This is a genomic window from Paraperibacillus esterisolvens (assembly GCF_046237625.1).
Classification (GTDB): domain Bacteria; phylum Bacillota; class Bacilli; order Bacillales; family DSM-1321; genus Paraperibacillus; species Paraperibacillus esterisolvens.
This window is the reverse complement of sequence record NZ_CP143545.1, coordinates 1,584,587-1,611,582: the sequence shown is the minus strand read 5'-3', so window position 1 is coordinate 1,611,582 and position 26,996 is coordinate 1,584,587. Positions and strand designations below refer to the sequence as shown.

Annotated in this window: 26 protein-coding genes and 1 pseudogene; 10 read left to right on the top strand and 17 right to left on the bottom strand. The window is 46.3% G+C overall.

The window, feature by feature from the left end; genetic code table 11:
* Positions 1-115: 115 nt before the first annotated feature.
* The 12 genes from V1501_RS08185 to V1501_RS08130 all read right to left on the bottom strand — a co-directional run bounded on the left by V1501_RS08185 (position 116) and on the right by V1501_RS08130 (position 12,640).
* A complete protein-coding gene (locus V1501_RS08185) occupies positions 116-1,378 on the bottom strand; it encodes an exo-beta-N-acetylmuramidase NamZ domain-containing protein (RefSeq protein ID WP_409292494.1) in 1,263 nt (420 codons plus the stop codon).
* A gap of 18 nt (positions 1,379-1,396) precedes the next feature.
* Complete coding sequence (locus tag V1501_RS08180; RefSeq protein WP_409292493.1) at positions 1,397-3,475, bottom strand: glycoside hydrolase family 3 protein; 2,079 nt, start codon at positions 3,473-3,475, stop codon at positions 1,397-1,399.
* A gap of 13 nt (positions 3,476-3,488) precedes the next feature.
* The gene (locus tag V1501_RS08175) at positions 3,489-5,165 is read right to left on the bottom strand and encodes a serine hydrolase (RefSeq protein WP_409292492.1); all 1,677 of its coding nucleotides are present in this window, start codon (positions 5,163-5,165) and stop codon (positions 3,489-3,491) included.
* Between the two features lie 267 nt (positions 5,166-5,432).
* The gene (locus V1501_RS08170) at positions 5,433-6,761 is read right to left on the bottom strand and encodes a 6-phospho-beta-glucosidase (RefSeq protein WP_409292491.1); all 1,329 of its coding nucleotides are present in this window, start codon (positions 6,759-6,761) and stop codon (positions 5,433-5,435) included.
* Positions 6,758-7,087, bottom strand: coding sequence for a PTS lactose/cellobiose transporter subunit IIA (locus tag V1501_RS08165; RefSeq protein WP_409292490.1), 330 nt, complete (start codon positions 7,085-7,087; stop codon positions 6,758-6,760). The genes V1501_RS08170 and V1501_RS08165 overlap by 4 nt, the downstream gene beginning before the upstream one ends.
* A 42-nt stretch (positions 7,088-7,129) precedes the next feature.
* Complete coding sequence (locus tag V1501_RS08160; RefSeq protein WP_409292489.1) at positions 7,130-7,456, bottom strand: PTS sugar transporter subunit IIB; 327 nt, start codon at positions 7,454-7,456, stop codon at positions 7,130-7,132.
* A gap of 25 nt (positions 7,457-7,481) precedes the next feature.
* Positions 7,482-7,694, bottom strand: a complete 213-nt coding sequence (locus V1501_RS08155) for a hypothetical protein (RefSeq protein ID WP_409292488.1) — start codon at positions 7,692-7,694, stop codon at positions 7,482-7,484.
* Positions 7,695-7,753: 59 nt separating this feature from the next.
* Positions 7,754-8,506, bottom strand: a complete 753-nt coding sequence (chbG, locus tag V1501_RS08150) for a chitin disaccharide deacetylase (RefSeq protein WP_409293298.1) — start codon at positions 8,504-8,506, stop codon at positions 7,754-7,756.
* 13 nt (positions 8,507-8,519) lie between these two features.
* On the bottom strand, positions 8,520-9,863 hold the full coding sequence (gene celB / locus V1501_RS08145) for a PTS cellobiose transporter subunit IIC (RefSeq protein ID WP_409292486.1): 1,344 nt from the start codon (positions 9,861-9,863) through the stop codon (positions 8,520-8,522).
* Between the two features lie 12 nt (positions 9,864-9,875).
* On the bottom strand, positions 9,876-10,181 hold the full coding sequence (locus tag V1501_RS08140; protein ID WP_409292485.1) for a PTS sugar transporter subunit IIB: 306 nt from the start codon (positions 10,179-10,181) through the stop codon (positions 9,876-9,878).
* Between the two features lie 166 nt (positions 10,182-10,347).
* A complete protein-coding gene (locus V1501_RS08135) occupies positions 10,348-12,267 on the bottom strand; it encodes a BglG family transcription antiterminator (protein ID WP_409293297.1) in 1,920 nt (639 codons plus the stop codon).
* Between the two features lie 73 nt (positions 12,268-12,340).
* Entirely contained in the window at positions 12,341-12,640 is a 300-nt protein-coding gene (locus tag V1501_RS08130) for a hypothetical protein (RefSeq protein WP_409292484.1), read from the bottom strand.
* Positions 12,641-12,969: 329 nt separating this feature from the next.
* Between V1501_RS08130 and V1501_RS08125 the strand changes: the two genes are divergently transcribed.
* Positions 12,970-13,170 (top strand): cold-shock protein, encoded by a 201-nt coding sequence (locus V1501_RS08125; protein WP_409292483.1) that lies wholly within the window; start codon positions 12,970-12,972, stop codon positions 13,168-13,170.
* A 278-nt stretch (positions 13,171-13,448) separates the two neighbouring features.
* Positions 13,449-15,188: an ABC transporter ATP-binding protein gene (locus V1501_RS08120; protein WP_409292482.1), complete on the top strand. Its 1,740-nt coding sequence runs from the start codon at positions 13,449-13,451 to the stop codon at positions 15,186-15,188.
* A gap of 32 nt (positions 15,189-15,220) precedes the next feature.
* On the opposite strand, the gene V1501_RS08115 is transcribed toward V1501_RS08120, so the two are convergent.
* The gene (locus V1501_RS08115; protein WP_409292481.1) at positions 15,221-15,718 is read right to left on the bottom strand and encodes an NUDIX domain-containing protein; all 498 of its coding nucleotides are present in this window, start codon (positions 15,716-15,718) and stop codon (positions 15,221-15,223) included.
* Positions 15,719-15,920: 202 nt separating this feature from the next.
* Positions 15,921-16,157 (bottom strand): hypothetical protein, encoded by a 237-nt coding sequence (locus tag V1501_RS08110; RefSeq protein WP_409292480.1) that lies wholly within the window; start codon positions 16,155-16,157, stop codon positions 15,921-15,923.
* A gap of 315 nt (positions 16,158-16,472) precedes the next feature.
* On the opposite strand from V1501_RS08110, the gene V1501_RS08105 reads away from it, so the two are divergent.
* From V1501_RS08105 to V1501_RS08090, 4 genes are all read left to right on the top strand, one after another.
* Positions 16,473-16,910 (top strand): GNAT family N-acetyltransferase, encoded by a 438-nt coding sequence (locus tag V1501_RS08105; protein ID WP_409292478.1) that lies wholly within the window; start codon positions 16,473-16,475, stop codon positions 16,908-16,910.
* 222 nt (positions 16,911-17,132) lie between these two features.
* A complete protein-coding gene (locus V1501_RS08100) occupies positions 17,133-18,659 on the top strand; it encodes an alpha/beta hydrolase (protein ID WP_409292477.1) in 1,527 nt (508 codons plus the stop codon).
* Positions 18,660-18,897: 238 nt separating this feature from the next.
* Positions 18,898-19,359 (top strand): DinB family protein, encoded by a 462-nt coding sequence (locus tag V1501_RS08095; protein WP_409293296.1) that lies wholly within the window; start codon positions 18,898-18,900, stop codon positions 19,357-19,359.
* A 51-nt stretch (positions 19,360-19,410) separates the two neighbouring features.
* Positions 19,411-19,794, top strand: a complete 384-nt coding sequence (locus V1501_RS08090; protein WP_409292476.1) for a YciI family protein — start codon at positions 19,411-19,413, stop codon at positions 19,792-19,794.
* Between the two features lie 470 nt (positions 19,795-20,264).
* Here the strand turns inward: V1501_RS08090 and V1501_RS08085 are convergent, their stop codons facing one another.
* The gene (locus V1501_RS08085) at positions 20,265-20,735 is read right to left on the bottom strand and encodes a GNAT family N-acetyltransferase (protein ID WP_409292475.1); all 471 of its coding nucleotides are present in this window, start codon (positions 20,733-20,735) and stop codon (positions 20,265-20,267) included.
* 251 nt (positions 20,736-20,986) lie between these two features.
* Here V1501_RS08085 and V1501_RS08080 point away from each other — a divergent pair, with 251 nt between their 5' ends.
* Both V1501_RS08080 and V1501_RS08075 read left to right on the top strand, forming a co-directional pair.
* Positions 20,987-21,604, top strand: a complete 618-nt coding sequence (locus V1501_RS08080) for an NUDIX hydrolase (protein ID WP_409292474.1) — start codon at positions 20,987-20,989, stop codon at positions 21,602-21,604.
* A 191-nt stretch (positions 21,605-21,795) separates the two neighbouring features.
* On the top strand, positions 21,796-22,983 hold the full coding sequence (locus V1501_RS08075) for an MFS transporter (protein WP_409292472.1): 1,188 nt from the start codon (positions 21,796-21,798) through the stop codon (positions 22,981-22,983).
* A gap of 94 nt (positions 22,984-23,077) precedes the next feature.
* Here V1501_RS08075 and V1501_RS08070 read toward each other — a convergent pair whose 3' ends face one another.
* Both V1501_RS08070 and nagE read right to left on the bottom strand, forming a co-directional pair.
* Complete coding sequence (locus V1501_RS08070; protein ID WP_409292470.1) at positions 23,078-23,584, bottom strand: HEAT repeat domain-containing protein; 507 nt, start codon at positions 23,582-23,584, stop codon at positions 23,078-23,080.
* A gap of 234 nt (positions 23,585-23,818) precedes the next feature.
* On the bottom strand, positions 23,819-25,264 hold the full coding sequence (nagE, locus tag V1501_RS08065; RefSeq protein WP_409292469.1) for an N-acetylglucosamine-specific PTS transporter subunit IIBC: 1,446 nt from the start codon (positions 25,262-25,264) through the stop codon (positions 23,819-23,821).
* Between the two features lie 395 nt (positions 25,265-25,659).
* On the opposite strand from nagE, the gene V1501_RS08060 reads away from it, so the two are divergent.
* A complete protein-coding gene (locus tag V1501_RS08060) occupies positions 25,660-26,259 on the top strand; it encodes a YdcF family protein (protein WP_409292468.1) in 600 nt (199 codons plus the stop codon).
* 153 nt (positions 26,260-26,412) lie between these two features.
* Positions 26,413-26,790: pseudogene (locus V1501_RS08055) on the top strand (3-hydroxy-5-phosphonooxypentane-2,4-dione thiolase); the annotation flags it as partial.
* Positions 26,791-26,996 lie beyond the last annotated feature (206 nt).

Genomic DNA, 26,996 nt, shown 5'->3' with positions numbered 1-26,996 from the left:
CCTAAGGTCCGCGAGTGCCTGCAGCGGATATCAACTCTCTTATTCAACAGCCGTACTTTATATGATTCTTCCCAAAATAGCAAAAAAACGGCTTCCATCAGGAAGCCGTCCTTTTTTACTTATAAAGCAAATACTGTTTGCGAAGCTTCTTGAAGTCGTCAAGTCCCTGCTTCCAGTTGTTCTGCATCTGTTCGACGGTCTTGCCGTCCTCAATGCCCTGGCGGATCGCTCCTGTTCCTGTCAGGTTGTCAAAGAATGAGATGCCTGCAGAATTAGGGGCCCTGAACTGGAATTGATCAGGATACATATCATGGATCGTCTTGACGATATGCACACCTGTTTCGAAAGGCTTATAAGCGTCCAAATTGGTTACATGGATCTGGATGCCGTGCGATAGTACATTCATATGCTTTGAGAAGGATGGAATGAAGGATGCTGATCTGAACTGGACGCCCGGAAGATCAAGGGCATTCAGCTTTTCTGCCAGGCTGTCACCGTTAATGAAAGGCGCACCGATCAATTCAAACGGCTTGGTGGTCCCTCTTCCTTCTGAGATATTCGTTCCTTCAATTAAGGCTGCGCCCGGATAAACAACTGCGGTTTCAAGAGTCGGCATGTTAGGGGACGGAAGCACCCATTTCAGCGGAGTTTCATCATAGTACCTATCCCGCTTCCAGCCTTCCATTTTCACAACAGTAAGATCTGCCCCGATATTGAATTCCTTGTTGAATAACAGCGCAAGCTCGCCTACTGTCATGCCGTGCCTTACCGGAATTTCGTATTCCCCGACGAAGGAGGAATATTTATCTTCCAGCACCGGCCCTTCCACTTTTTCTCCGCCAAGCGGATTCGGCCTGTCGAGGACGATGATTTCCTTATTGTTTTCTTTTGCGGCTTCCATTGCCAGTGCCATTGTATAGATATACGTATAGAATCTTGTGCCCACATCCTGAATATCGAAAACAAGAACATCGATATCCTCGAGCATTTCCGGTGTGGGCTTCTTTGTTTTTCCATATAGGCTGTATACCGGAAGACCTGTTTTAGGGTCTGTATACGATTCTACATACTGTCCTGCCTGCGCGCTTCCCCTTACCCCATGCTCCGGGCCGTAAAGCGCCGTCAGGTTGACATCAGGATGCTGTGACAATCTGTCTACAATGCTAGTTACCTCCTGATCAACTCCTGTAGGGTTTGTAATCAATCCTACGCGCTTACCCTTCAGCAGATTTATCTTATCCTGAAGAAGCACATCAACTCCAAGGCGGAACTTCCCATGCTTTTTTCCTTTTTCATGTTTATTATTATCGGCAACTGCACCTGTAAAGATGGAAAGCATTAATAGAAGTGCAGCAGCACCGGCCAGCCATTTTTTCATGTCTTTTCCTCCCCTCGCTTAATAAGTCAAGCCGTGTCCGTATCCGTACAGCACTTGTCGGGCAGCATCATAAATGGTGACTGGAAGCTTTCCGGAAGGATTGTTCTTTCCAAAAATTGTATTGGCGAGTGCCTCAAAGCTTGCATTCCTGAAGCTGTATTGGGCAAGATAGGCATCTGCACCCGGATAGGCCATGATGTCATATGGGTTGCGGATTCCAGCGCCTATAACTGGAACATCGAGATCCACAAGCTGGTTTGCGAGCTTCATCTGGTCGCTGTTAGGAGACCGGCCTGAAACGGTTGATGTTACAGTGCCGAGGATGATATATTTCGCATCCTTAATGCTTGCAAGCTGTGCGGCTGTAAGAGGCTTTGATGCCGTTACAACCGTTGCGTTTCCGTGATGCTTTTTAATTTCTCCGGCAAGCTCCGTTAGATACGTATTGCCAATGACGGCAATCTTGTCATCTGCCGCTGCCTTTACCGGAAGCACTCCATTGTTTTTTATGAGGGTGATGGATTTGGCCGCCGCTTCTTTCTCTACGGCCTTATGCTCTTGTGACCCGACTACACGCAGTGCATTCTGGATCTTTTCATCCACGCTTTTTTCCTTTTCCGCCTTGATGATTCCTCTGTTCAGCTTAAGGGTCAGAATGCGTTTTACAGAAGCCTCAATTCTCTCTTCCGTGATTTCGCCTGTTTTGACGGCCTCATACAGACCGCCTGCAACCGATTCAAGTCCTACCGGCATCAAGACAATATCCGTTCCGGCCTTGACCGTCCGGACAGCAGCATCCACCGCCCCGAAATGGTCGCTGATTGCCTGCATATTCATTGCATCTGTGATAATGACGCCTTTGTAGCCCATTTCCTCCCTCATCAAGCCAGTCAGCACTTTTTGAGAAAGAGTTGCCGGGATCGCAATTTCTGTTCCATCCTTTTTGGAAATCGCTTTTGTATCGTCGATTTTCGGGAATGTGACATGGGCTGTCATAACTGCATCAATTCCGGCATCCATCGCCTGCTGGAATGGGTAGAGCTCTACTTTTTTCAGGCGGGAGAGATCATGCGGCACCTCTGGCAGGCCCAGGTGAGAGTCCACTGCCGTATCTCCATGTCCCGGAAAATGCTTGGCTGTAGCAGCTGTACCTGTTTTCTGCAGCCCCTTGATATAGGACATGCCCATTTTTGCTACAAGTTCAGGGTCTTCGCCGAATGAACGCACGCCGATGACCGGATTATCCGGATTATTATTAACATCCAGGCTTGGAGCCAGGTTCATATTGATTCCAAGGGAACTCAATTCTTCCCCGATGGCTGTTCCCACTTTTTCCGAAAGTTCTGCAGACCGCGCTGCACCGAGGGCCATATTGCCTGGCATGTCTGTCCCGGACTGCAGGCGTGTGACGATTCCGCCTTCCTGGTCGATCGTCACGAGAAGGCCGAATTTTTCCGCCGCCTGTTTGTAGGCATCCACTAGCCTAGTGGTCTGTTCGGTTGTCACGACGTTTTCTCTAAATAAGATAACACCGCCAAGATGATATTCCTTCACAAGTTTCTCGATTTCCGGAAGCATGGAGGTTACATTTTGTCCCTTCCACGTTCTGAAATCAGGCATCAGCATCTGCCCGACTTTTTCTTTCAGGGTCATGTGGCTGACAGCCTTGTCAATGATCCTGTAACTGGCCCCTTTTCTCTTGATAACATGGACGCCGTCCTGCTTATGCTGCAGGGCGATGCGGTCGCTTTTCAAACCGTCCGATGCGTAGATAAAGGTTTTTCCGTTTTGTCCCGAAAACGTGACCACACCTTCACGATCGACACTGGCGACATTTTTATTCGTTGATTTCCATTTGGTATCAGCAGCAAGGGTGAAGCTGCCATCCGTCCAAATATGAAGGGCGTTCAAATCCAGCTTGTTGTCCTTAACAGCCTTCGAGAGCTCCGGCACATTCTGGTCAATGATCAAGTCCGGGCCGCTGCGGTCTTTCTTCACTGTTTTACCGGAAGCCTCACTACCTGTACCTGGCAGGCCGCTGATGATCAGCCCGAACATAATAGAAAAAACTAGGAACACTCTTAACATTTTAGACATGTTCTTCCTCCTCTTAGTAATTTCTTAAACTCCAGTCATTCTTCTGAAAGTCCAGTTTATGGCCATCCGCCTTGACTTGGCCGACATACCAGCCGCGTCCGTTTACTGATCCATCCGTGCTGTAGACCCAGCGGATTTTTTCTGCACCTTCCGGAAGCTGATAGACTTTCTCCATCCACCCGCCGGAGGTTCCTGTATATTCATCAAGCTTTTCCCATGCGCCGTCTGCCAGAACCTCTATCCGTCCATAGTCAGCATTAGTTTCGGTGCTGTACCATGTCGCAAATTCGATCCTTTCTTTCCCTTTGACTTCTGCTTCCATAGAGTTAGCGAGCTTATCACCATAGCCTGCGAACCAGGCGGCACCATGCCGCTCCATCTTAACCGGAATGGAATCAGCTACTTGTCTCGCAAAAAGCCTCCTGGTCTGGTTTGTGGAAACGGTAGCACGGGTGGGATGCACCCGGTTGGTCAGAAGAATGGCTATGGTCTTTTGTTTCGGATTCAATACAATGGATGTGCCTGTATAGCCTGTATGGCCGAAGGATGTGCTGTCGGAAAGAGCATCCATGTACCAGCCCTGGCCAAGCTCCCAGCCGAGACCATGGTCATTACCCGGATAGGCGCTGTTTTGGTTTTCGAGCAGGAGTTTGACGGTTTCAGGCTTCATTATCTTCTTTCCTCCATACTTTCCATCGTTCAGGAAAATATGCGCAAATTTGGCAAGGTCTGAAGCGGTCGAGAAAACCCCGGCATGGCCGGCAACTCCACCCAGACTCCAGGCATTTTCATCATGCACTTCTCCCCACACGAGACCCCGGGCCGGCACTGATTGGTATTCTGTGGCAGCAATGCGGCCCTTCAGCTCAGCCGGTGGATTATACATGGTATCCTTCATGCCGAGCGGCTCTGTGATATGCCTTTTAACAAACTCGTCCTGCCTCATGCCGGTCAGCCTTTCCACGATCGCCCCCAGCGTGATCATATTCAGATCGCTGTAAGTGTATGTAGTTCCAGGCGGTTTTTTTAGCGGCTGGCTGAAGACCAACTGAAGCCTTGAGTCCCTTGATGTCCCTTTACTGTAAAGCGGGATCCATGCTTCGAACCCTGAGGTGTGTGTTAAAAGCTGCCTTACTGTGACCTGCCCTTTCCCGTTCTGGGCAAATTCGGGAATATAAGCCGCAGCCGGAGCGTCCAGGTCAACAAGCCCTTTTTCTTGAAGTATCATGATGGCTGTGGCTGTGAAGATCTTGCTGATGGATGCGAGATCAAAGATTGTATCCTTCTTCATCTCGACAGGATTTTGCATAGGAGTAAAGGAGCCATTCTCGTATTTGGCAGAATGTCCGTATGCCTCATGCTTTACAATGCTGCCTCCTCTGGCCACGAGTGCAACTGCTCCGGGCATGACACCTTGAGAAATGGCTGAATGGATCACTCCATCAATGGCAGCAAGCGGTCCCGGCATCATCCCTGCACCCCTTGCTGAGCCAGGGTGAAGCACTCCGGACATTGGAACAGCAGGAGAATCCCAGGTAAAGACGGGATGGGGACGCTGCCCCCCTTTCAGGGTATTTTCCTGTCTTTCTAAAGTCGGGACAGGCACTGAACCATTTTCCTCAGCAAATGCTGCCGTACTGCCAATCAACACTGAACATACCGATGTGATGACCCATGACTTTTTCTTCATAAATCCTCCTTTAAATTCAGGATTTTCTTGCATTTGATGCCATAAATGACAGCGCCTACCATACATCTCAAGCCTATCCCATCATGTAATCTCCGTCTATGAAACATAAGCCCCAACCATTCAGCAAACGTGTTTATAATAATGATGAAAGGACCAGGCCATTTGCATTATTTTTGGAAAAATGGCAAAATTTAATTATTTTAGCAGAAAGCAGGCATAAAAAAGCACCAGCCCCTCCTGATTTGGAGGTCTGGTGCCTGCTTCTTATTATGCTTCCACCGCTTTAAAGAACTGGGGAAGATGTTCTTTGTGTGCTTCAAGCATCTCATCTACAATCTGCTTCGCAATATGATCTGAACCAACGAGCGGGTTAATGGTCAGCGCAAGTACTGCCTTGTCATAGTCGCCTGTCACAGCTGCTTCTGCAGAGATCCGTTCAAAGGATTTGATCTGCTGGACCAGTCCGCGGACAGCAACCGGCAGGTCTCCAATTGCAATCGGCTTCGGGCCATCCTTCGTAATCACACAGCTGATTTCAACAGCGGAATCTGCCGGCAGGCTGGCGATTGCCCCGTTATTCCTGGTATTCACCGGCTGGATATCCCGCTTGTCATTATAGATGGATGTGATCAGGCGCACAGCGGCATCCGAGTAGTACGCCCCTCCCCTTTTCTCCAGCTGTGGAGGCTTGATATCAAGCTCAGGATCTTTGTAAAGCTCAAATAATTCAGCTTCAAGCTTTTGGACCACCTCGGCACGCGTCTCGCCTTTTTCAAAGTTCTTTTGGTCTTTTTCAAGCATTTCCCGCGTTTTATAGTAGTACATATGGTACGGACAAGTGAGCACATTCAGCGCCTTTACAAACGAAGGCTCCCAGCCCATGCCCTGTATGTTTTTCACAAAGCTTGAGTTTGAAGGATCTGTCAGCAGGTCTATGACTTCATCCTTTTTGCTTACTCCGTCCACATACACATCCAGTCCATATACCATGTGGTTTAAACCGGCAAAATCAATTCTTACCCGGGAGTGGTCCACATCAAGGAGCTTTGCGATGCCCATTTCCATTCCGATTGGAACATTGCAGAGCCCCACCACTTTTTTGATGCTGGAATAGCGGAGCACCGCTTCGGTTACCATGCCGGCAGGATTCGTGAAGTTGATAAGCCAGGCATCGGGACAAAGCTCCTCCATATCGCGGCATATGTCGAGTATTACCGGAATGGTCCGAAGTCCTTTGAACAAACCGCCGGGACCGTTTGTTTCCTGACCGAGCACACCATATTTCATCGGTATTCTTTCATCCTTAGCACGTGCGTCAAGAAGCCCTACACGGAACTGGGTGGTAACAAAATCCGCATCCTTCAGTGCTTCCCTCCTGTCGAGGCTAAGATGAACCTTGATGGGCAAACCTGATTTTTCCACCATCCGCTTGGCAAGCTGTCCGACTATTTCAAGCTTTTCCCTGCCTGCTTCAATGTCAACAAGCCATAATTCACTCACGGGAAGCTCTTCATATCTCTTGATGAACCCCTCGATGAGTTCCGGCGTATAGCTTGATCCGCCCCCGATCGTTGCAATTTTAAGCCCTTTTTTCATAGATTGACTCCCCTTTTCGTTTCAATTGCTTCATAGAGATCTACAAATTCTGCTGCCAGGTCCTTGATTGTCAGAGCATTCATCAGATGATCCTGGGCATGGACCATCAACAGGGATGTTTCTGCCCTCTCTCCCCTGATTTCAGCCTGTATTAGTTCTGTCTGTGTTTTATGTGCTTCGTTCAAGGCTTCTCCCGCTTCCTTGAGCTTCGCTCTTGCTTCTATAAAATCACCCTTTTTGGCTGCCTGGATGGCTTCCATAGAGGAACTCTTCCCGTTTCCGCCGTGCAGGATAATCGTAAAAACTATCTGTTCCATTGAATCCATTTCTCTCACCTCCCATAAATCGATACATGCAGATGGCCAGGCTTAGATGGACTCTTCCAGCTTATTGCTCTTTGCAAGAGCGATGGCCGCCTTCAACACTTCTGCTCCATTGCACATGCCATAATGGACGGTATTGATACTGTCTACGGGTACATTATGCGCTTCGCCTAATTTTTTGAGCTGCGGCAGCAGATAGCGTACCTGCGGCCCAATCAGCAGGACATCGGCCGATGCGATATGATCGTTTACTGAGGATGCACCTTCTGCCCATATTTTGCAGTCTATTCCCTGATCCTGTGCGGCTTTTTCCATCTTTGTGACAAGCAGGCTTGTGGACATCCCTGCTGCACAGCATAATAGTATATTCATAGATCTGCCTCCTCTTTATGTTTGGTTATTCTGTTACTGTTATTCTATTGTAAAAGCGCTTACATGAATAATCATTGTTTTTCCTTAAGAAGCGGAAAGCAGCTGAGGCGATGATTCCACTGCGCCCATAAAAACCTGGGACAGCCTTGAAATCCTGTGCTGCTTCCCTCTGGGGCCGCCCTGTTTCATTCCTGGAAACAAATGCCGCCACCCCTTCTTCATCGAAACTTCTTTCCAAAAAGGGGCTAACGGTCTCCCAATTGGAAATCTACTTTTTCATTCCGCACTTCCCCTGCTTCAAACCACGGATTTGCCGGCAGCTTCTTTATAAGTCGCAAGCTCCACACCCTGTTTCTTTATAAAATCCTTGATCCTCGGGTCAGTAAGGATGGAAACCTCACGAACACGCGGCATAGCATATGAGCTTCCAGACAGGATTGCTTCATCAAGAAAAGCTGGATGTGTCATGATCTCTGCTGTCTCATAGGACAGGGACCTCTCAATACAATCGATCAGCGTTTCGTTTGTTAGATTTTCCCCGTAAAATCCTGGTTCGAAATAGTGGACAGAAGGATTATGTCGCCCGGATTTCAGCAGGCTTTCTGATACCGGTCTGATTGGGATACCATATTTATAGGCAAGCCTGCTGACAATCTCAAAAACATTTTCATGACCATGAACATGATGATGGCTGTCCAGATGTGTCGGTTTCAGGCCGAAGCCCAGGAACCTTTCAATCTGGCTTTCCAGCTCGCGCTCTATCTCGGCTGGATCTCCTTGCTCACAGACCGCTTTTGTGTTAAGGAATTTCCCTTTTTCATCAATGAGTGAAGGAACTTTCTTACTTACCGGATACCCGCAGTCCAGGACGAGGTGGATACCCACCCCGAGCCCCGGGTTTTCTGCGGCAAGAGCTGATGCGTGCTCTGCTCCAGGCATGTTAGCCATCAGTGTCGCGGATGTTACGATGCCATTTTGATAAGCTTCGATAATTCCGAGATTGACTCCTTTTGAATAGCCAAAGTCGTCTGCGTTAACGATTAATTTCACCATTAATATTCTCCTATGCCTGAAGTTTTTTAGCAGAAGTAATCTCGATTGCTCCTTGTTCTTCTGAATATTTCTGCTTATCCCACATTCTGAAGAATGGATAATAGATTCCGAAGGCGAGGCCAAAGTTCACAAGCTGCAGGACTGCTCCCGAAATTTTCCCGCCTGCGGCCAGATACCCCCCGATGATCGGCGGCATCGTCCAGGGAACTGCAATACCAGCCGGCCGTGCAACAAGTCCTGTGCTCATTGCGATGTAGGTGACAATGACCATGACAAGGGGCGTAAGGATAAATGGAACGATCATCAGCGGATTCATGACAATCGGCATTCCAAATGTAATAGGTTCATTGATGTTGAATAGACCCGGTCCTGCGGCAAGCCTACCCAGTTGTTTCATCTGCTGGCTCTGTGACCGGATCAGCATGGCGGTAACAAGGGCTAGGGTTGCTCCGCTTCCGCCGATGTATATGAAAATATCAAAGAACTGCTGGGTGAAGATGTTTGGCAGTCCGTCTCCCGCCTGGAATGCCACACGATTGGCATCCATTGCAGACAGCCAGATCGGGCCCATTACACCGCCCACGATGGAGGCACCATGAAGGCCGCATGACCAGAGGAGCTGGATCAGGAATACAGCAACAAGGCTTCCAATGAGGCTTCCGCCAAGTACTCCGAGCGGTTTGCCCAAAATTTCACCGACAATATTATGAAGGCTTTCAAAGCTTGTGTTTTCAACAATTAAACGTAATACCCATATAAGTGCGATTACAGCAAAGCCGGGAATCAGGGCAACAAACGATTTAGCAACTGCCGGCGGAACGCCATCTGGCATCTTGATGATTATATTCTTCTGGATGATCACCCGGTAGATTTCAGTTGAGATCATGGCGATGAGCATGGCTACGAATAAGCCCTTGCTTCCCATCAATACCGATGGGATGGCTCCGCCCACCATTACAGCTTCTGTTGCGCCTTCCGGAGTGAAAGGCACCTGATATGGAGTGGCAAGAAGGAAGGCAGCGACAGAAATGGCACCTGCCGACAAGGCGTCCACATTATATTTCTCAGCCAGGCGGTAAGCAATGCCGAAAGCTGCAATTAAGGCCATGATATCGAATGTGGCTCCTACCGGATACATCAGCTTGGTAAGCCAGGCATCCCCAAATGTCCTGGCCATGAAATCCGTATAGCCCGGGATTGGCAGGAAACCGAGAATCAGGAATAGCGATCCGACTATGATCAGCGGCATCGTGAGGATGATACCGTCACGCAGAGCCTGCAGGTGTCGCTGGCCGGCAATGCGCCCCGCAACCGGCATTACCTTATTTTCTAAAATATCGTTAAATTTGCTCATGATTACACTCCCCTATTTTCTTGAAATATGCCTTGCAAATTTCAATACCTCGGAACCATTGCATGTGCCGTAATGGACCGTATTAATGACATCCACTGGAATTCCTTTTTCTCCTCCCAATTTTTTTAACTGCGGCAGCATATAGCGGACCTGAGGGCCTACCAGCAGGACATCTGCCTCCTTAATGTGGTTTCTGACCGCATCCCCCGGCACTGCCCAGATTCTGCAGCTCAAGCCTTCTGCCGCGGCTTCCTTTTCCATCTTGGTGACAAGCAGGCTGGTCGACATGCCGGCTGCACAGCATAAAAGAATGTTCACTCATTCCCCTCCCTGGAGTCTCTTTCTTTAATTATTTTAATATTCTTGCAATTCCATCGTATATTGTAAACGCTTTCACCTCGACACAAAAAATTTCCGCATCAGCATACAGGCTTGCGGAAATGGATGTACACCCCAGGATAATAAATGGAAATAAACTCCGGATTCAGATGAATTTTTCGAAGTCCTTATACGTTTTGCATTTCAGAAGCTGCTGAACTCTGCTTGTATTGTCAATCATCTCTGCCAGCTGGCCATACATGGCTTTATAGTCTTCAGTGCTGTTTTTCCTGATGCATAGGAGGCATACGAATTGGACGCGGCTGTTTCCCCATTGAATGGGTTTCTGAAGTGTGACCACCGCCCAGAACGTGGAATCAGTCATCGGCACGGCCGGGTGCGGTATGGCTACAAGGTTCCCAAAAGAAGTCGCAGAGAAGGATTCCCTCTCCATCACGCTTTCAAAAAATCCCTCTCCGGCCAGCCCCCGCTCCTTCAACTCCTCTGCCAGGAAAGAAAGGACCTCTTCCCTGCTCTCAAATTTCCTCTGCAGGAAAACCAGGTCTTCCCTCGTATATTTTGTCTGTTGTGCACTCTCTGGTTTTAACAGCTCTTCTATCTTTTGAAAATCCGCACTGCCGAGGAATGTGTTGACTTCAATTACAGGCACCGGCATAGAATCTGCAATCGGTATCGTCGAAATAATTAAATCCACAGCAGAAAGCGGGTAGCCGTGCAACTTGTAAAATTCAATGGTGCCTATAATATTCAGCTTATTGCCAAACACAGTCTGAAGCTTATAAGACAGGAGCTGTGCACTGCCGAGTCCTGAAGCACAAACAATCAGACAGTTTTTGGGAAGCTGGGTCATGGTCCTCCGTTCGATGGCAGCCCCGATATGGAGGGCTATATATCCTATTTCATGTTCATTGATTTCTATGTCCAATTCCTCTTTTATTACCATGGAGGCGATAATGCCACCCTCAAAGGCAATGGGATAATTCGCTTTGATCTGCTGCAGCATGGGGTTCCTCAGATTCATACCGTAACGGAAGCGGTATACCACGGGTTTCAGGTGGAGGCTCAGCATGGCTGCAAGCTCTCTGTCCCCGCTGATGCCCGGCAGCAGATTCTCTTCTATGGCTGCGATAATCTTCCCGGTCAGAAGACGGATTTCCCCATCCTCACTTCCCATAGCTTCGGCCTCTTCTTCAGCAGTCCCGCTGATCAGGGTCCTGGTGCCAAGCAGGTGGATGGCTATATAGGCGACTTCCTCTTCCGGAAAGATGACCGACAGCCGGTTTTGAATGTCTTCGATAATCTTCCTTGCTGCCTCGTATTCCTTCTGCCGGAATATCTCCTGGAGCTCGCCCTGAGCGAGGGAAACATAATTGCGGTTCTGAATCCTTTTGAACGCAATTGCAATATGTATGACCAGATTATTCAAGGCCATATCTGAGAGGGATATTTCGTTGTTTTTAATCTGGAGGAGTATAATTTCCTTAATGATCTGCATTTCTTCCTGAGTCAGGATGGATACCCCCAGCTTATGGATATCAGGGTGTGTCCCCTCACGGTTAAACACATATTCAGCCATGCAATAGCGGAGCTTAACTTCTTCTCCTTTCAGCCGGATCCCGTAATTCGGACGTTTTTCCATATAAATCCCGTAAGCTCCGAGGATCCGTTTTACATCCCGCAAATCGTTTTGGATGGTGGATTTACTGATATACATATCATCGGCCAATTCTTCCAGCTTAAGGAATCCTTCAGCCAGCAGGAGCCTCTTGATTAAATACTGCACTCTTTCCTCCGGCATAGACGGTATTTCTGTGCTGTCAGACAGCCCCTTATAGATATTAGCCTTCAGAAAGGTGAGGAAACGGGCTTCATCTTCAATAATCAACTGATAGCCAGTCCCCCTCTTCGACAGGATGCTCCCTCCATGCTTCGATATAAGGGCATCCAGCTCCTTGATGTCATTCCGGATCGTTCTTGAAGTCACTTCAATAGCCGCAGCCAGATCCTCACCGGTCACGCAGGATTTAGTCCCCATCAGTTCCCTCAGTATTGAAGTCATCCGCATATTCAGCGCCACTGCCCAGCACCCCCTTATACCATTCATACTATAATCGGTTCACTTTTTCCGTGGTCTGTCCTTATGTAAATTGAGCCGGATAGAGCTCCATCAATTCCTTCAGCAAGCCATTCTGTCTGCCATTAAAATAGGTGCAGAGCTGCTGGCCGTATGGGGCAGGGTAGATGCTCTTCCCGCAGAGAGCACATAGGTCTTTTTCCTTGAACTGATGCTTTACATTAAGCGGAAAAGGCTTCTTTCTATTCCCGGCAAGCAAACAGAAAACCTGGCCTTCCGAGGTAAAAAAGATCTGATATCCATCAAAACCTTCATCTTTGACTGCCCTTACATCTTCTATATTTATTCCTTGAATTGCTGTCATGTTTGTTCCCTCCGCTGTTTTTTTTCACCATGCAGTTCACTGTTTAAAGATTTAACTAAATCTTCAGAAAAAACTTATTACTATAAGAATAATGCAAAAAGACCTTCACGCAAACAAGAAAGTTCTTAATAACATACAATTCTTTTGGAGGGCCGGCCTTTCTTTTTTCTTGAACATATATTCTTGCATTGCTCACATTCATCTGCTATATTTAAAGAGAATTATTTTTGTTCGAACCAAAAGAGTGATAAGTTTTAAAGCTTTTCGTTTTGGATAAAGAGCAAGGATAGTAACACAATGCATGCACTGCATGCGAGGAGGCAACAAAAATGGAACAAGGTAAAGTAAAATGGTTTAACGCAGAAAAAGGTTTCGGTTTCATCGAGCGCGAAGGTGGAGACGATGTATTCGTACACTTCTCAGCTATCCAAGGCGAAGGCTTCAAAACTCTTGAAGAAGGCCAAGACGTAACTTTTGAAGTAGAACAAGGTCAACGCGGACCACAAGCTACTAACGTTCAAAAAGGTTAATTCGTCAACACAACATACACAAGGCAGGCTCTCCGTGAGCCTGCCTTTTTCTTTGTTCATTCTAAAATATAATACCACACCTCCACCAAAGATTCTAAAAATTCTGTAAAAAATCCGCTTTATCCTTTACAATGAAATTACCATTATTCAAGGAGGAATTCAGTATGAAAAACACATCTGCTTTTGTTACTTCATATAAAGGGAGGCTCTTCAAGAGTTGATTTTTTCGTCTCCCCTTATATATGTTCTGTGAAATAACATATCAAAAGGGGTAACTGATGGATTTTCCTTTAAAAAAGTTCCTTTCATATTATAAGCCATATTTGCGTGTGTTTTTTGCTGTCCTCATTACTGCTTTGATCGTGTCGGGAATTGCGCTCCTGTTCCCTCTTCTCGTACGTCATATCACAAATGATATCTTAAAGGCCGGCCGGCCTGATATTGCAGACGTATACAGGACAGGAGGACTCATGCTGCTCCTCGCTGCCCTGCAAAATGCAGGCAATTTCTTTGTTGATTATAAAGGGCATGAAATAGGGGCAAGGATGGAGAGCGATCTGCGGAGCGAGCTTTTTGGGCATGTCCAGAGACTGCCGCTCAGTTATTTTGACAAAACAAAGACCGGCCAGCTGATGTCAAGGATTACAAATGATCTGCTTCTCCTTTCCGAGCTGTATCATCACGGGCCGGAGGATTATATTAAATACCTCGTCCGCTTCACCGGCGCCTTTTTTATTTTGTTTTACATCAATGCCGTGCTGACGCTTGCTGTTTTTTGTTTTCTGCCTGTGCTGGGTATTTTTTCGGTATATTTCAACAAAGCGTTGAATAAAACCATGCGGGACAATAAAGAGCGGATTGCGGATGTTAACGCCCAGGTGGAAGACAGCCTGGCAGGCATCCGGACGGTCAAGTCTTTTGCCAATGAACAGATTGAAATAGAGAAGTTTACACGGGAAAACCGCCGCTTTCTCGAAAGCAGGAAAAAGACATATCTGGCTGAGGCATATTTTTTCAATGGCGTTGAAATGTTCATTCAATTAATTACGATAACAGTCATTGTCTATGGAAGTTCAAACATAGTCAATCAATCGCTTGATCTTGCCGATTTAATCACGTTTTTGCTGTATATAGGTTATATGATTGAACCTATGCAGCGGCTCACTCATATGAGCACCCAGTTCCAGGAGGGCATTACCGGCTTTCAGCGTTTCATGGAAATCATTAACCTGACACCTGAAAAAGAAGAAAGCACGAACGCTCTTTCTCCTGAAGCCATATGTGGCACTATTCAATTCAGGAATGTAACTTTTCAATATGAGAAGAATCTGCAGCCTGTACTGACTAACCTGAACTTGAACATTGAAGCGGGAGAATACACTGCCCTTGTCGGCCCTTCCGGTTCCGGCAAGACGACTCTGTGCTCACTGATTCCCCGCCTCTACGGCACCACCAGAGGAGAAATTCTTCTGGACGGAAACCCAGTTGAGAACATCAGTCTGGAAGACTTAAGAAGGAACATCGGCATCGTTCATCAGGATGTGTACCTTTTTGCCGGGACGGTTATGGAAAATATCAGATATGGAAAGCCGTCTGCCTCTGATTCTGAGGTGATTTCTGCTGCCCGGCAGGCTTTTGCCCATGATTTTATCATGGAGCTTCCGAGCGGCTATCACTCGGAAATTGGACAGCGCGGAGTGAAGCTGTCCGGCGGCCAAAAACAGCGCCTTTGCATTGCCCGGGCATTCCTGAAGAATCCTCATGTACTCATCCTGGATGAAGCAACGAGCGCACTGGATAACGAAAGTGAAGCATATATCAAAAATTCGCTCGAGCAGCTGGCTAAAGGGAGAACGACCATCGTTATTGCCCACCGGCTTACCACTATCCGGAATGCCGGCCGTATCGTCGTCCTGACAGAAGAAGGGATTCAGGAAGAAGGCACTCACAGTGAATTGCTAAAAAAGAGCGGCATCTATGCCCGCCTCTACTCCAGGCAGTTTGAAATGCAGATTTAAAGGAAGCGGCTGTCATGCAGATGACAGCCGCTTTAACTTCCCCGCAGTGCTATGGCAGCACCAAGGATCTCTTCATACAGCGGGCTCCAGCCATGATGGAGCTTTCCTGCTTCATCCCCCTCTACAAAAATCCTTCTTAAGGCTTCATACTCTGCCTTATGCGGGTAAAGATGCTCAATATCGACTCGGTAAAAAACCTGATACCCAACCTTTGGGTATTTCCCACCGTGCACCCAATGCGGATTTATGCTGTGATCGACCATCACATATCCAAGCAGGCTGAATCGCCCCGTTACATACCCTTCCTCCATAAGCTCGCGCTGCAGGCAGTCTTCAGGATTCTCCCCAGACTCAAGATTCCCGCCCGGAAAATCCCAGCCTCTGTGCTTTAGCTCTACCAGCATGAGCCGGCTGTCCTTCATACAAAAGCCATGGACACTAGTAATCCGCCCAGCATCAGGAAGGCAGCTGCTTTTTACCCAGGTCAGCCGGACAGGCATTCCTCCCCAATCTGCAAATATTTCAGACATAAACATCCCAGCCTATTCCTCTTTTTTTAGTGTCAAAATCTTTTTAAAAGCAGTAAAAGGTTCTCCCTGTTCAAGGCGATTTCGGATTATGTCCTCCCATTCCCAGGGTTTCAAATGAGAAGTAACCACTTCCAGGTCATAACAGCCCGGCTGATGTACAGCTTCCTGCCAGCGCAAGGCCGGGGCAGGTATGGAGCCATCCTCACTGAAGCCTTTTTTCCATGTGGCATTCCCTCTTTCCATTATTACCAATGGAACAGTTGACTGCAGGCATCACCGGAAGTCCTTCCACAATCTCTGCGCATTCTGTCAGTAGTCCAAGCGGCACTGAATAGCCCCCATGATGCCCCGTATCAATCACACTGTTTATGCCCGAGCGGCTGAATGCTGCGGCTGTTATGTACAAAGCCCTGTATGAAGCGGCCGCAAGTACCTCCATTCCCGGAAGTTCTCCTCCCAGCCTGAGACCGATTCCCGGATGTTACCTGTCAGGTGTCATCCCAATAAAGCTGTCAACTCCAGGATTCATCCATACTCCTTCAAACCGGTCCTGGATGACCTGGCAATGCTTGTCTTTCATGACCTTGGCACACCCTTTAAGACAATGATTCTTCCCGGACTTTCTGCAGTCAGCAAACTAACCAACTCCTTCCCGTTTCTTTATCGGATGCCATATGCTTTTAAACTCCAGACGTGCTATTCTAATATTATCAAATATTACCAGACAGCAATCGATAATTAATCGAAATGAGGGATGAACCTGATTACTGTACATACAGCTGAACTAAAAGATTTCGAGGAGATAGCGACTATCGACAAGGAAGTCTTTGGAAGCAGCTGCAGAAGATCGGTCATTAAAAAAGCCATAGAGGGCAAAAGATGTATCAAAGCTGTAAGCGATGACCGCATTGCTGGATTTCTAATTTATGACTTGAATTTCTTTGAGCAGACCTTCATTTCTTTGATTATAGTGCCTGCCGAAAAACGCCGCAAGGGCTATGCAAGCTCCCTGCTCGGTTATATGGCCGCACACTCCCCTACTCAGAAGATATTCTCATCCACGAACCAATCCAATACAAACATGCAGAAAGTGTTCAAGGCGAACGGATTTACGCTTAGCGGCATTATAGAAAACCTGGATGACGGCGATCCGGAAATCATCTTTTTTAAAACTAAAAACCCTTCACAATAGCGGATGGACTTAGCACTCCTGCTGTAGTTTTTTTTAAATGGAAATTCCATTTTTACGGAAAGAAATTCCGGAAAGCAGGAAAATTTGCGTGTGTAAAATTCATTCAGGGAGTGCAAATCGTTAATATATCATGTTAAATCATCAGTCATTCACTTTGGCACATAACTTGCTAGATATATTATTGTAAGCGTTTACCCAATAATGTCTGGAGGAATGAAAGAGATGAAACGTAAGTTGTTTGCATGGGTATCAGGAATAGTCCTGGCACTGCCGATTGCTGTTCATGGCCTGCCGGCAAAAGCATCAGAAAGCGCGGTTATCCCCGGGGCAGAAAATGTGACCCTCAAGGTTTTTGATGGAAAAAACGGCAATTGGATCACCACTAAGAATCCTGCACAATATGCCGATGCAGCTGTATTCGGCAACACCGGACTTGCACCCATAAACTGGGGAGATGCTTCTGCCCACACCGGGTGGCACCGCCTCTATGCCCCTGCCGAAGTAAAAGGCACCCAGGTAAACGGCCAGTTCGGCGATGCGCGATTTGTTATCCGGGTACCGCAACAGTGGAATGGAAAGCTTGTGGTTGCCGGCATTCCCGCCACGCGGAATGAAACTTCCACAGATCTTTTATTCAGTGACTTTGTACTGGCAAAAGGATATGCCTTTGCTGCCACAGATAAAGGCACACAAGGTGAAATCGATCCTGCTGATCCCCTCGCCAGGTCGAAAAATGCACTGGCGTCAGAGGAAGACAGTGTGGCGGAATGGAACATGCGCTTCAGGGAACTGACAAAAGCAGCGCAAGCTTATCTCACAAAGAATTACCCTTCGGGACTGATTAAGAAAAAGGATAGAAAGAACCCGGCGAGCAGACTCATCTCAAAAAAACACAGGATCCCAACTTATGCAGTCGGAATCTCAAATGGCGGTTATGTGGTTCGCTACGCATTGGAGCATGACAAAAAGCAAAAAGGAAATAGTCTGTATGACGGCGGGGTGGACTGGGAAGGCGTCCTTTGGAGAGCAAATGACCCAAATCTGATAACGTCCCTCACTCCTGTAGTCAACAACGCCTTTGCGGCTATTTACGGGGCCGGTGAAGAAAAGGCACGTGCCGTTCAGGCCCTCTATCAAGCCGGACTGCCGCACGGATCTGAAGGACTCTGGTCCTACCATGACCTGGTTTATTGGTTTATCTCCCTGAATATTTACCGCGATGAGTTCGATCCCGAAGCACCGGAAAGGATTGCATGGCAGAACTATTTAAACTTCCTTCCAAATGGGATGCGGGACCGTACCTATGATTCTATTTTTAAAGATTATGACTATAATGGGCGGCCGGACAGCGTAAAAGAAAACGTAAAAAAAGTCCAGAATACAGGGGAAATTAATGTACCTCTGATCAGCGTGACCGGCTCCCTGGACTCCTTGATCTTCCCGGCGGTCCATGCCTATCCTTATCAGAAGCTGATTGCAGCTAACGGAAGAGCCAATTTGCACCGCCTGTATACTATCACAAATGGGAACCATGTTGACAGCCTTGTATGGAGTCCGAATGCAGATCCCAACAAAGAATTGCAGCCGCTCCTTCCATACGTACACCAATCCTTCGATCTGCTCGTGGACTGGGTGGAGAATAAGCAAAAGGCACCAAACAGTAAAACCATTCCTATTCCAAAAAACAAAGGGAAAGTCATTGATTTAGAGACCGGAAGAGAAATAGATCCGGGAACTACAAGCAAATAAGAAAATGTAAGAGTTGAAAGGAGCCGCAGCCCTAAAAAGAGCTTTGAGCTCCTTTCATACTATCCGGGTGCTGGTTTTATCCTATCACTTCATCCCCAGTTCAAAAATTTATTTAGTGAAATAGTTTGAAAAAATCTGTCTTTAAATGTTCCTAATTGATACTCTTTCATTTAAAATTTCTATGAACAGGTCTTTTCATTTCTGCCAATTCAAGGAGGAGTTGTTGTCTTTGGAACGAATGAATTTACTAGTAAACCTGCTAGATTCGACATACGATAAAGAGAGCTGGTATGCCCCTTTTAGAGAAGCGATTGATGGACTTCGAGCTGAACAGGCTTCCTGGAAACCACCGGGCGCGGCAGCCCAGACCATCTGGGAAAATGTTAACCATTTAACGTATTACAAAGAAAGACTTGCTGCTAAACTGGAAGGCCGGGATTGGCCAAATCCTCTTGACGGGGATCAAACCTTTTCACTCACACCTCAATCGAACGATGACGGAGAATGGGAAAAAGTCATTGAACGTGCCGAGAATGCCCACCAGCATTTAAGAGAGGTATTGAGCAGGCTTTCCGATGACGAGCTGGACCAGGATTCACTCGAGCGGAAACTGCTCGATATTATGCTTCATGATGCCTATCATACCGGACAAATTATTCAATCAAGAAAAATGCAGGGATCATGGCCTTCCCATCGTTGATTTCATTTACTGTAATATTGTGTCTGCCTAAAATTAGGAGGTGTAAGTTTCATGCTGTTTATGCTTATCGTCAAAGCCTCACAGAACTCGGAAGCCGCAAATCTTCCGAACCCTGAACTCATGGAAGCGATGTCGAATTTTAATCGGGAATTAGTGAATGCAGGCGTACGGGTCATGGCTAAAGGACTTCACCCTAGTTCAAATGGAATCCGCATTTCATTTCCCGAATCAGGAGGAAATCCAATAGTAACTGATGGGCCATTTACAGAAACGAAGGATTTGATTGCCGGATTCATACTGATTGATGTGGAATCGAGGGAAGAAGCTGTTCATTGGGCGATGCGGATGCCCGACCCGCAAGGAAATGGTGAAGGTCAGATTGAATTGCGACAAGTGATTGAGATGCCGGAACAGGGCGGAATTCCTGCTCGGTAATAAGTATAAGCTGCACGATCCCGGCCGGCAGTCCCACTTGCTGACCGGGTTATTCCTGATTCCACTTCGGCGGGTAAAATGGTTGTTTCGGCTAGTAAAACTGCTGTTTCCGCGAGTAAAATTCCTATTCGGATAGTAAATGAAGGCGGCCGGCGCGTAAAGTGTCCATTTCGGCTGATAACCGCTTATGATGGTACCTTTTTAAGGTTCCTGCATCGAGGTTTACACTGTTTTTGAACCGAAAAAGACAAAATGGAATAAATTTTGATGAAATCGATGTTTTCAGGCTGTTGTTCCCCGTTTCTTTGACTTTTTTGATCCCTCAACATTTCCATCATGTAAGCCATCGTTTCGCGCTTAAGCGGTGATGAACAGACTAAATGAATCAGTCCCTTCAAATCTAAAAAGACTGCCAAAACAATTGGCAGCCATTAAAAACATATTTTATTTCATTTAGGTGACTTGCCCATTCAATCATCCCCATGCAGCAACTCCATTTCCATAAAAAAGCTGTTCGGATCTTCCACATACTCAGCAAAAGGGCCGCAATAACGAAAGCCAAAGTTTTCATACAGCTTCCTTGCCGGGGCAAAAGCTTCCATCGACCCGGTTTCCAAAGAAACTTTCTTGTAACCACGATTGCTGCATTCATCCAGGATATGCTGCAGCAACCGCTTGGCTGTGCCCTTTCTAAGATGCCGGGATGAGGTGCGCATGGATTTAACTTCACCATGAACAGGGCTAAGCTCCTTCAAAGCCCCGCAGCCAAGCAGTTCGCTGCCCTCCCAGGCACACCAAAAACTTACACCGGGCTGCTTCAATTTTTCAATCCCAAGCGCATGTATGCTCTCGGGCGGTGAATTTTCCTCCATCCCCTTCAGATGCTCCCTGATCAGCTCCTGCACCACTGGATTTGTCAGGTCGTCCATTCTGATTTCCATCCGATAAACCCCTTCCGAACATTTATTTCCCCAGGCTATATTCCATACATTGCGGTTCCGAACCTACTGGTTTTTCTCTCACCTGTTATAAAAATATATTAACTTGTTTTAATCTATTATATAAGTCTGTATTTTGTCCCCAGGGGGGACAAGGTGTTTCTAATGTAACATTCGCGTATTGACGAAGAAGCAGTTACATTTTCAAGCTGTATGGTAAAATTGGGTAAAAATTAAAAGGCGGTGTTTAAGGTTTGGAACCTAAATGGCTGGAATGGGCAAGACAATTGCAATCCATTGCACAGGCAGGGTTAACTTACTCAAAGGATGTGTATGACCTGGAAAGATTTGAGTCAATAAGAAACATAAGTGTTGATATGATGACGCAGCAAACAGATGTAAACTATGAAGTTATCAAAGGGCTTTTTGCAAATGAAACCGGTTATGCAACACCAAAAGTCGATATCAGGGCTGTTGTATTTAGAGACAATAAAATCCTGATGGTGAGAGAAAACACTGACGGTGGCTGGTCGCTGCCTGGAGGCTGGGGGGATATTGGATTAACTCCAGGAGAAGTGGCAGTCAAGGAAACAAAAGAAGAATCAGGGTTTGATGTTAGAGCTTCAAAGCTGATTGCTGTAATGGACAAAAAATGTCATTCACATCCACCTTCCCCCTATCATGTGTATAAAATATTTATCCAATGTGAAATTATTGGCGGGCAGCCAAAAGAAGGTATTGAAACGAGTGCCGTACAGTTTTTCGCTGAAAGTGACTTGCCGCCATTATCGGCAGCCAGAAATACGGAGTCACAGATTCAGATGTTATTTAAACATTTACATAACCCAAAAGAGTCTATCTATTTTGATTGATCTTTTCACTGGTGTGGAAATGACTTTTCCTGTTCCGTAGCTTTTTAACTGATTTTCGGCAAATCAAGTTAATTACAGGTAAATTCCATTTTTTGTAGAAAAGGAAAGTATGAGTAATTATTAAATGGGGTGTTCGTATCAGTCAATCAGCCTTTTTACAGAAAAAGAATTCATATTTACTCCTATTCGGATTGGGCATTTCAACCCTGGGAGATTTCATTTACCTGGTAGCTATTAATGTTTTGGTATTAAAACTTACGGGTTCAGCGGCGGCTGTGGCCGGTTTATGGATCATAGGCCCTGTAGCTTCCATGTTTACGAAGTTCTGGTCTGGCAGCATAATTGATCGTTTAAACATACGGAGAATCATGATTGGAGCAGATATCATTCGTGCGGTTTTAGTCGCAGCCATCCCTTTCTTCAGCTCCATCTGGCTCATCTATCTTTGTCTTTTCTTCCTCTCCATATCAAGAGCTTTCTTTGATCCTGCGGCATTAAGCTATATAACCAGCGTGGTTCCTGAGAGTGGGCGAAAGCAATTTAACTCTTTCAGGAGCTTGATCACTTCCGGTGCTTTTTTGATCGGCCCTGCTATTTCTGGAGCATTGCTGCTCGTTGCCACTGTCCATGTATCCATATGGATTAACGCTGTTTCCTTTCTTGTATCAGCTGTATTGATCTACCTTTTGCCAGATGTCCCTTCGCCAGCTAAATTCGTAAGCAGAATTAATTTGAAAGTACTCCGGAGCGACTGGAAAGAAGTATTCATATTCAGTCAAAGCAATACATTCATAGTAAAGGTGTATTTCCTCGCTCAATTCTTTATGATCGTTGCACTGGGGATGGATGCCCAAGAAGTTGTCTTTACGCAAAAGGTATTGCATTTATCGGAAACACAATTCGGCCTGCTCATAAGTTTGACCGGTTTGGGTTCCATTTTAGGAGCAGCCGCTGTTTCACTTGCCGCCGATAAGCTGTCCATAAAAGCTCTGTTATCCCTCGGCTATTTAATGGTTTCCGCCGGATATCTCATCTATGCTTTTTCATTTTCATTTTGGAGCGTGGCTGTTGGATTTATGATTTTAGGTTTTTTCAACTCTTTCTCAAACACCGGATTTATGACGTTTTATCAAAACAACGTCCCGATTCATATGATGGGGCGGATTTCCAGCATTTATGGTACATTTCAAAGTTTCCTCCAGATTCTTTTTATATTGCTGATTGGTTTTACAGGTGACATCATCCCGGTCAGGTACAGCATCATTTTTGCCTCGACCCTGCTGCTGCTGTTGAGTATTATGCAAATATGGCTGGTTCTTAAGCCGGACGGATCCAGGTATTTTGAAGAAGAAACAGAACTTAAAGGTATATCACAATAGCAGCACCCGCTTAAAAGCTATGAAGCACCTTTGTTGTGTGACCTTAAATAGACCCTGGGTTACCAGCCATATCCGGAAGAAAATGGAATCGAGTTCAGACCCTTTTTAGTGAACATATCATCTCAAGCGCTTCTGTATAGAGATCCTTTTTGCGCTCTATTTCACTAAGTTCATTTTTCACTTTTAAGATAGTGTTCAATAAAACTTCATCGCTCACAGGAGAATGAACGTTCTCTTCAATTAGTTCAAAAGAGGTTAATTGGACTTCAAAGTTTCCTGTGAGGAGGTGCCTAATTAACGTTTCCAGAAAGGGTGAGCAATCAAAAGGTTTTAAAGCGTATAACAACGTACCCCTATTTCCTGAAGTTTTGGGATCATTTATCATTTCAATTAATGGCTTAACCGCTCTTCCATCTCCAATATCACTAAGTGCTAAGGCAATTAAATTTCGTATATTATGATTTTCTGTGCTTTTTAAATAATTTATAAGAAGAGGCACTGCTTCTTTGTCCTTAATTTGTCCTGCTTTCTCTATCAGACTTGCTGCTTCCTCTAAACGTCCGTTGTCTAATGCATTTATTAATGCTGCTTTTAGATTCATGGGCTCACTCCATAATTCTTTTTATGGTACAGTCTTGCAAGGATGAAACTCCCAATCAGGTAATTTTAATTTATCATAAGGTGCCGCGCTCCGAAATATGCTCAGGAGGCAATTGTGTAAATGGTACTGATAGTAAACCTGTCGCCAAGTACGTTTCCAGCCTGGCCGTGAACTGTTGGTGGATATATAAAAAACCAGCTTCCCCATAACCTGGAAGCTGGTTTTCTTAACTTATTATTTCTTGCGGATCTTCTCGATTTCGTCTGCGACGAATTGAACAGAAGTCCCGACAACCACCTGGATGGATTTAGGTCCGACTACATTGATGCCCGGTACTCCGGCAGAGTTGATTTTGTTTTTATCAACTGCATCCATGTCTTTGACTTCAACCCGTAGGCGGGTAACACAATTATCTACAGAAGTGACGTTTTCATCGCCGCCAAGGCCTTCGTAGATGGTTGCAGCCATAGCTGTAAACTTGCTGTCACCCGTTTTGGTGTCGGCAGCCACTGCTTCATCCGCTTCCTCAACACGTCCTGGAGTTGTCAGATTGAATCTCGTGATGAGGAACCTGAACAGGAAGTAGTAAATGACGGCGAACACAAGGCCCTGCACGATCAGCATGTACGGCTGGTTCGCGAGCGGCAGCCTTGAGCTTAATACGAAGTCGACGAAGCCGGCACTGAAGCCGAAGCCTGCTGTCCAGTTGAACATGGCTGCCACGGCCAGGGAAATACCTGTCAATGCGGCATGGACCACATAAAGTGCAGGAGCAACGAACATGAACGCGAATTCAAGCGGCTCTGTGACACCTGTGAAGAAAGAAGCAAAACCCGCAGCAAGCATCAGGGATGCCACAGTTTTCTTCTGCTTCGTACGCGCTGTATGATACATGGCAAGAGCTGCTGCCGGAAGCCCGAACATCATGATTGGGAAGAAGCCGGCCTGGTACATGCCCGTTACACCTTTTTCCCCTTTTCCTGCCCAGAAGTTTCCGATATCATTAATTCCCGCCACATCAAACCAGAATACAGAGTTCAATGCGTGATGGAGTCCTGTCGGGATTAATAATCTGTTGAAGAAGCCGTAAAGACCTGCACCGACTGCTCCCAGCTTACTGATTGCTTCACCGAATGATACGAGCCCGGTGAAAATAGCCGGCCAGACAAAGAACAATACTAATGAGGCAAAAAGCATGGCAACTGCAGACATGATCGGCACAAGGCGCTTTCCTGAGAAAAAGGCCAGTGCATCCGGCAGTTTCACATCACTGAAGCGGTTATACATCGATGCAGCAACCAGGCCGGAAAGGATACCGATGAATTGGTTTCCGATTTTGCCAAATGCCGCATTTACTTTATCTGGCTCCACACCCTGAAGCATTGCTACAGAATTCGTAGAAAGCAGAGTAGTGATTACAAGATAAGCAACCAAACCGCTGAGTGCGGCCGAACCGTCGCGGTTTTTCGCCATACCGAGTGCGACACCGACCGCGAACAGAATACTCATGTTATCAATTATGGATGAGCCGGCCTTGATTAAGAAGGCTGCAACCGGGCTGTCTGCACCCCAGCCGGACGGGTCGATCCAATAGCCGATGCCCATCAGGATGGCAGCAGCAGGAAGCACGGCTACCGGCAGCATCAAGGAACGGCCGATTCTTTGTAAATATTTCATCATTGTAAATTCCCCCCGTGTAACATCATACTATAATTGTACAGGCATAGAATAGTAGAAATTATCGATCCTCCCTCCTTTTTAAAAAGGTAATTAAGATCATATAACGAAAATAAAGACGTGCTTAATTTAATTATAATGACTAATATTCCAAATATTCAATAAGTTTTATCTTTTTTCCTGACTTTATACCCAGATGGACTCTCCTTCTTGAGGCAAAAGCTACCCGTATCACAGGACCGCGCAAAAAGGGCAGCCAGATAAGGCCGGGTAAACTTATGTAATTATCCGCTTAGACACAAATTCCTCATTTCGACAATAATATACAGCAAAGGATTGCAGCCTTTCCACATGGCAGCAGCTTTCTAAAAGCTAAAAAAGTTTATCAGAGGTGGCACATGCTAATATCAGAGCTTGACATTGAAAATCTAACAGACAGCCAGATGGATAGACTTCTTTTTAAAAACATGAAGGATGACAATCGAAATGGGGACTGTATCTTTGTAGCCGGCAGCAGCAAGGCGGTCCACTACAGGCTGCCAAAAGCCGTTCAGCTATATGAATCCGGCCGGGCGGAAAAGATTTTATTTTCCGGAGGAGTGACATGGCCGGGTGACAAATTCCCCGAGGCAGTATGTCTGAAAAACAGGGCTGAAGCACTCGGCATTCCTGAAAAAGATATATTAATAGAAGATAAATCCCTTCATACAAAGGAAAATGTCCTCGCTTCCCTGCTTGTGCTGGACCGTGAATTTCATTTGCATAGAATCAGCAGAATTATCGTCGTCACGGCTGCCTTTCATATGAGACGGCTGCATATCACAATGAAGACCTATATGCCAGGATGGATTACTTATACTCTTTGCCCTGTCCATGACAGCACCAGTAAAAATTGGAAGACAAGTGAAACGGGACGAATTCGTGTGGAAGCCGAAGCTAAAAAGCTGATCAGTTATGTAAAAATGGGAGCCCTTTTTGATGAAAATATCGATCTATAAAAAATACACCCCGGCTCCCAGGAAAGCCGGGGTGTATTTCAATGATCACTAGAAATCATAATTATCGATGTTTTCCTTCGTGAAAATGACTCGTTCCGGCAGAAGAATAATCCCGCTGTCATCCGCTTTATAATCATAGCCCTGGATTGAGTTATAACCGCTGTTGCCAAGGAACTCCAGAAACGGGAGGCGCGATTCCTCGCCCTGGCTTCCCGCATTGGTGCTGAAATGGGCGCCGATATTATCAAAACCTACTACTGCGAAAACTTCGAGAAGGTCACCAGCACATGCCCGGTCCCTATTGTCATCGCGGGCGGACCGAAGTTTGATACTATGAAAGAAGCGCTAGAAATGACTCATAACGCCCTTGCAGAGGGGGCAGCCGGCGTCGACATGGGCCGCAACATCTGGCAATCTGACCACCCAGCTGCCATGATTCAGGCCATTCATGCGATTGTACGGAAGAACTTCAGTGTCAAAGAAGCCCTGGAGCTGTATGAGGATGCAGCTGGTGAGAAATCGGACTTTTAAAGATGATAGCATGGCTGCCCGTTTTCATAACGGGCTTTTTATTTTGCGGGTTCTGGGCTATGTAACATAAAGACGAGGAGAGATAGTGTGCTTTATAACCATTTATGACTGATTTTAAAGAGAATATTGGTCATAAAACGCCAAAAAGGTTAAACGAATTATACCTCCCCCCAAAAAAAGGCAAAATAAAAACCCAGGCTGTAATC

What these genes read in the sequence shown, in the direction of transcription:
- nagE (WP_409292469.1), bottom strand. Translation starts at nt 25,264, where the DNA reads ATGATGAAATATTTACAAAGAATCGGCCGTTCCTTGATGCTGCCGGTA.
- V1501_RS08135 (WP_409293297.1), bottom strand. Translation starts at nt 12,267, where the DNA reads ATGCGGATGACTTCAATACTGAGGGAACTGATGGGGACTAAATCCTGC.
- V1501_RS08060 (WP_409292468.1), top strand. Translation starts at nt 25,660, where the DNA reads ATGCTAATATCAGAGCTTGACATTGAAAATCTAACAGACAGCCAGATG.
- V1501_RS08180 (WP_409292493.1), bottom strand. Translation starts at nt 3,475, where the DNA reads ATGTCTAAAATGTTAAGAGTGTTCCTAGTTTTTTCTATTATGTTCGGG.
- V1501_RS08130 (WP_409292484.1), bottom strand. Translation starts at nt 12,640, where the DNA reads ATGACAGCAATTCAAGGAATAAATATAGAAGATGTAAGGGCAGTCAAA.
- V1501_RS08095 (WP_409293296.1), top strand. Translation starts at nt 18,898, where the DNA reads ATGAATTTACTAGTAAACCTGCTAGATTCGACATACGATAAAGAGAGC.
- V1501_RS08120 (WP_409292482.1), top strand. Translation starts at nt 13,449, where the DNA reads ATGGATTTTCCTTTAAAAAAGTTCCTTTCATATTATAAGCCATATTTG.
- V1501_RS08100 (WP_409292477.1), top strand. Translation starts at nt 17,133, where the DNA reads ATGAAACGTAAGTTGTTTGCATGGGTATCAGGAATAGTCCTGGCACTG.
- V1501_RS08110 (WP_409292480.1), bottom strand. Translation starts at nt 16,157, where the DNA reads ATGGAGGTACTTGCGGCCGCTTCATACAGGGCTTTGTACATAACAGCC.
- V1501_RS08115 (WP_409292481.1), bottom strand. Translation starts at nt 15,718, where the DNA reads ATGTCTGAAATATTTGCAGATTGGGGAGGAATGCCTGTCCGGCTGACC.
- V1501_RS08165 (WP_409292490.1), bottom strand. Translation starts at nt 7,087, where the DNA reads ATGGATTCAATGGAACAGATAGTTTTTACGATTATCCTGCACGGCGGA.
- V1501_RS08105 (WP_409292478.1), top strand. Translation starts at nt 16,473, where the DNA reads ATGAACCTGATTACTGTACATACAGCTGAACTAAAAGATTTCGAGGAG.
- celB (WP_409292486.1), bottom strand. Translation starts at nt 9,863, where the DNA reads ATGAGCAAATTTAACGATATTTTAGAAAATAAGGTAATGCCGGTTGCG.
- V1501_RS08175 (WP_409292492.1), bottom strand. Translation starts at nt 5,165, where the DNA reads ATGAAGAAAAAGTCATGGGTCATCACATCGGTATGTTCAGTGTTGATT.
- V1501_RS08160 (WP_409292489.1), bottom strand. Translation starts at nt 7,456, where the DNA reads ATGAATATACTATTATGCTGTGCAGCAGGGATGTCCACAAGCCTGCTT.
- V1501_RS08085 (WP_409292475.1), bottom strand. Translation starts at nt 20,735, where the DNA reads ATGGAAATCAGAATGGACGACCTGACAAATCCAGTGGTGCAGGAGCTG.
- V1501_RS08090 (WP_409292476.1), top strand. Translation starts at nt 19,411, where the DNA reads ATGCTGTTTATGCTTATCGTCAAAGCCTCACAGAACTCGGAAGCCGCA.
- V1501_RS08070 (WP_409292470.1), bottom strand. Translation starts at nt 23,584, where the DNA reads ATGAATCTAAAAGCAGCATTAATAAATGCATTAGACAACGGACGTTTA.
- V1501_RS08185 (WP_409292494.1), bottom strand. Translation starts at nt 1,378, where the DNA reads ATGAAAAAATGGCTGGCCGGTGCTGCTGCACTTCTATTAATGCTTTCC.
- V1501_RS08170 (WP_409292491.1), bottom strand. Translation starts at nt 6,761, where the DNA reads ATGAAAAAAGGGCTTAAAATTGCAACGATCGGGGGCGGATCAAGCTAT.
- V1501_RS08125 (WP_409292483.1), top strand. Translation starts at nt 12,970, where the DNA reads ATGGAACAAGGTAAAGTAAAATGGTTTAACGCAGAAAAAGGTTTCGGT.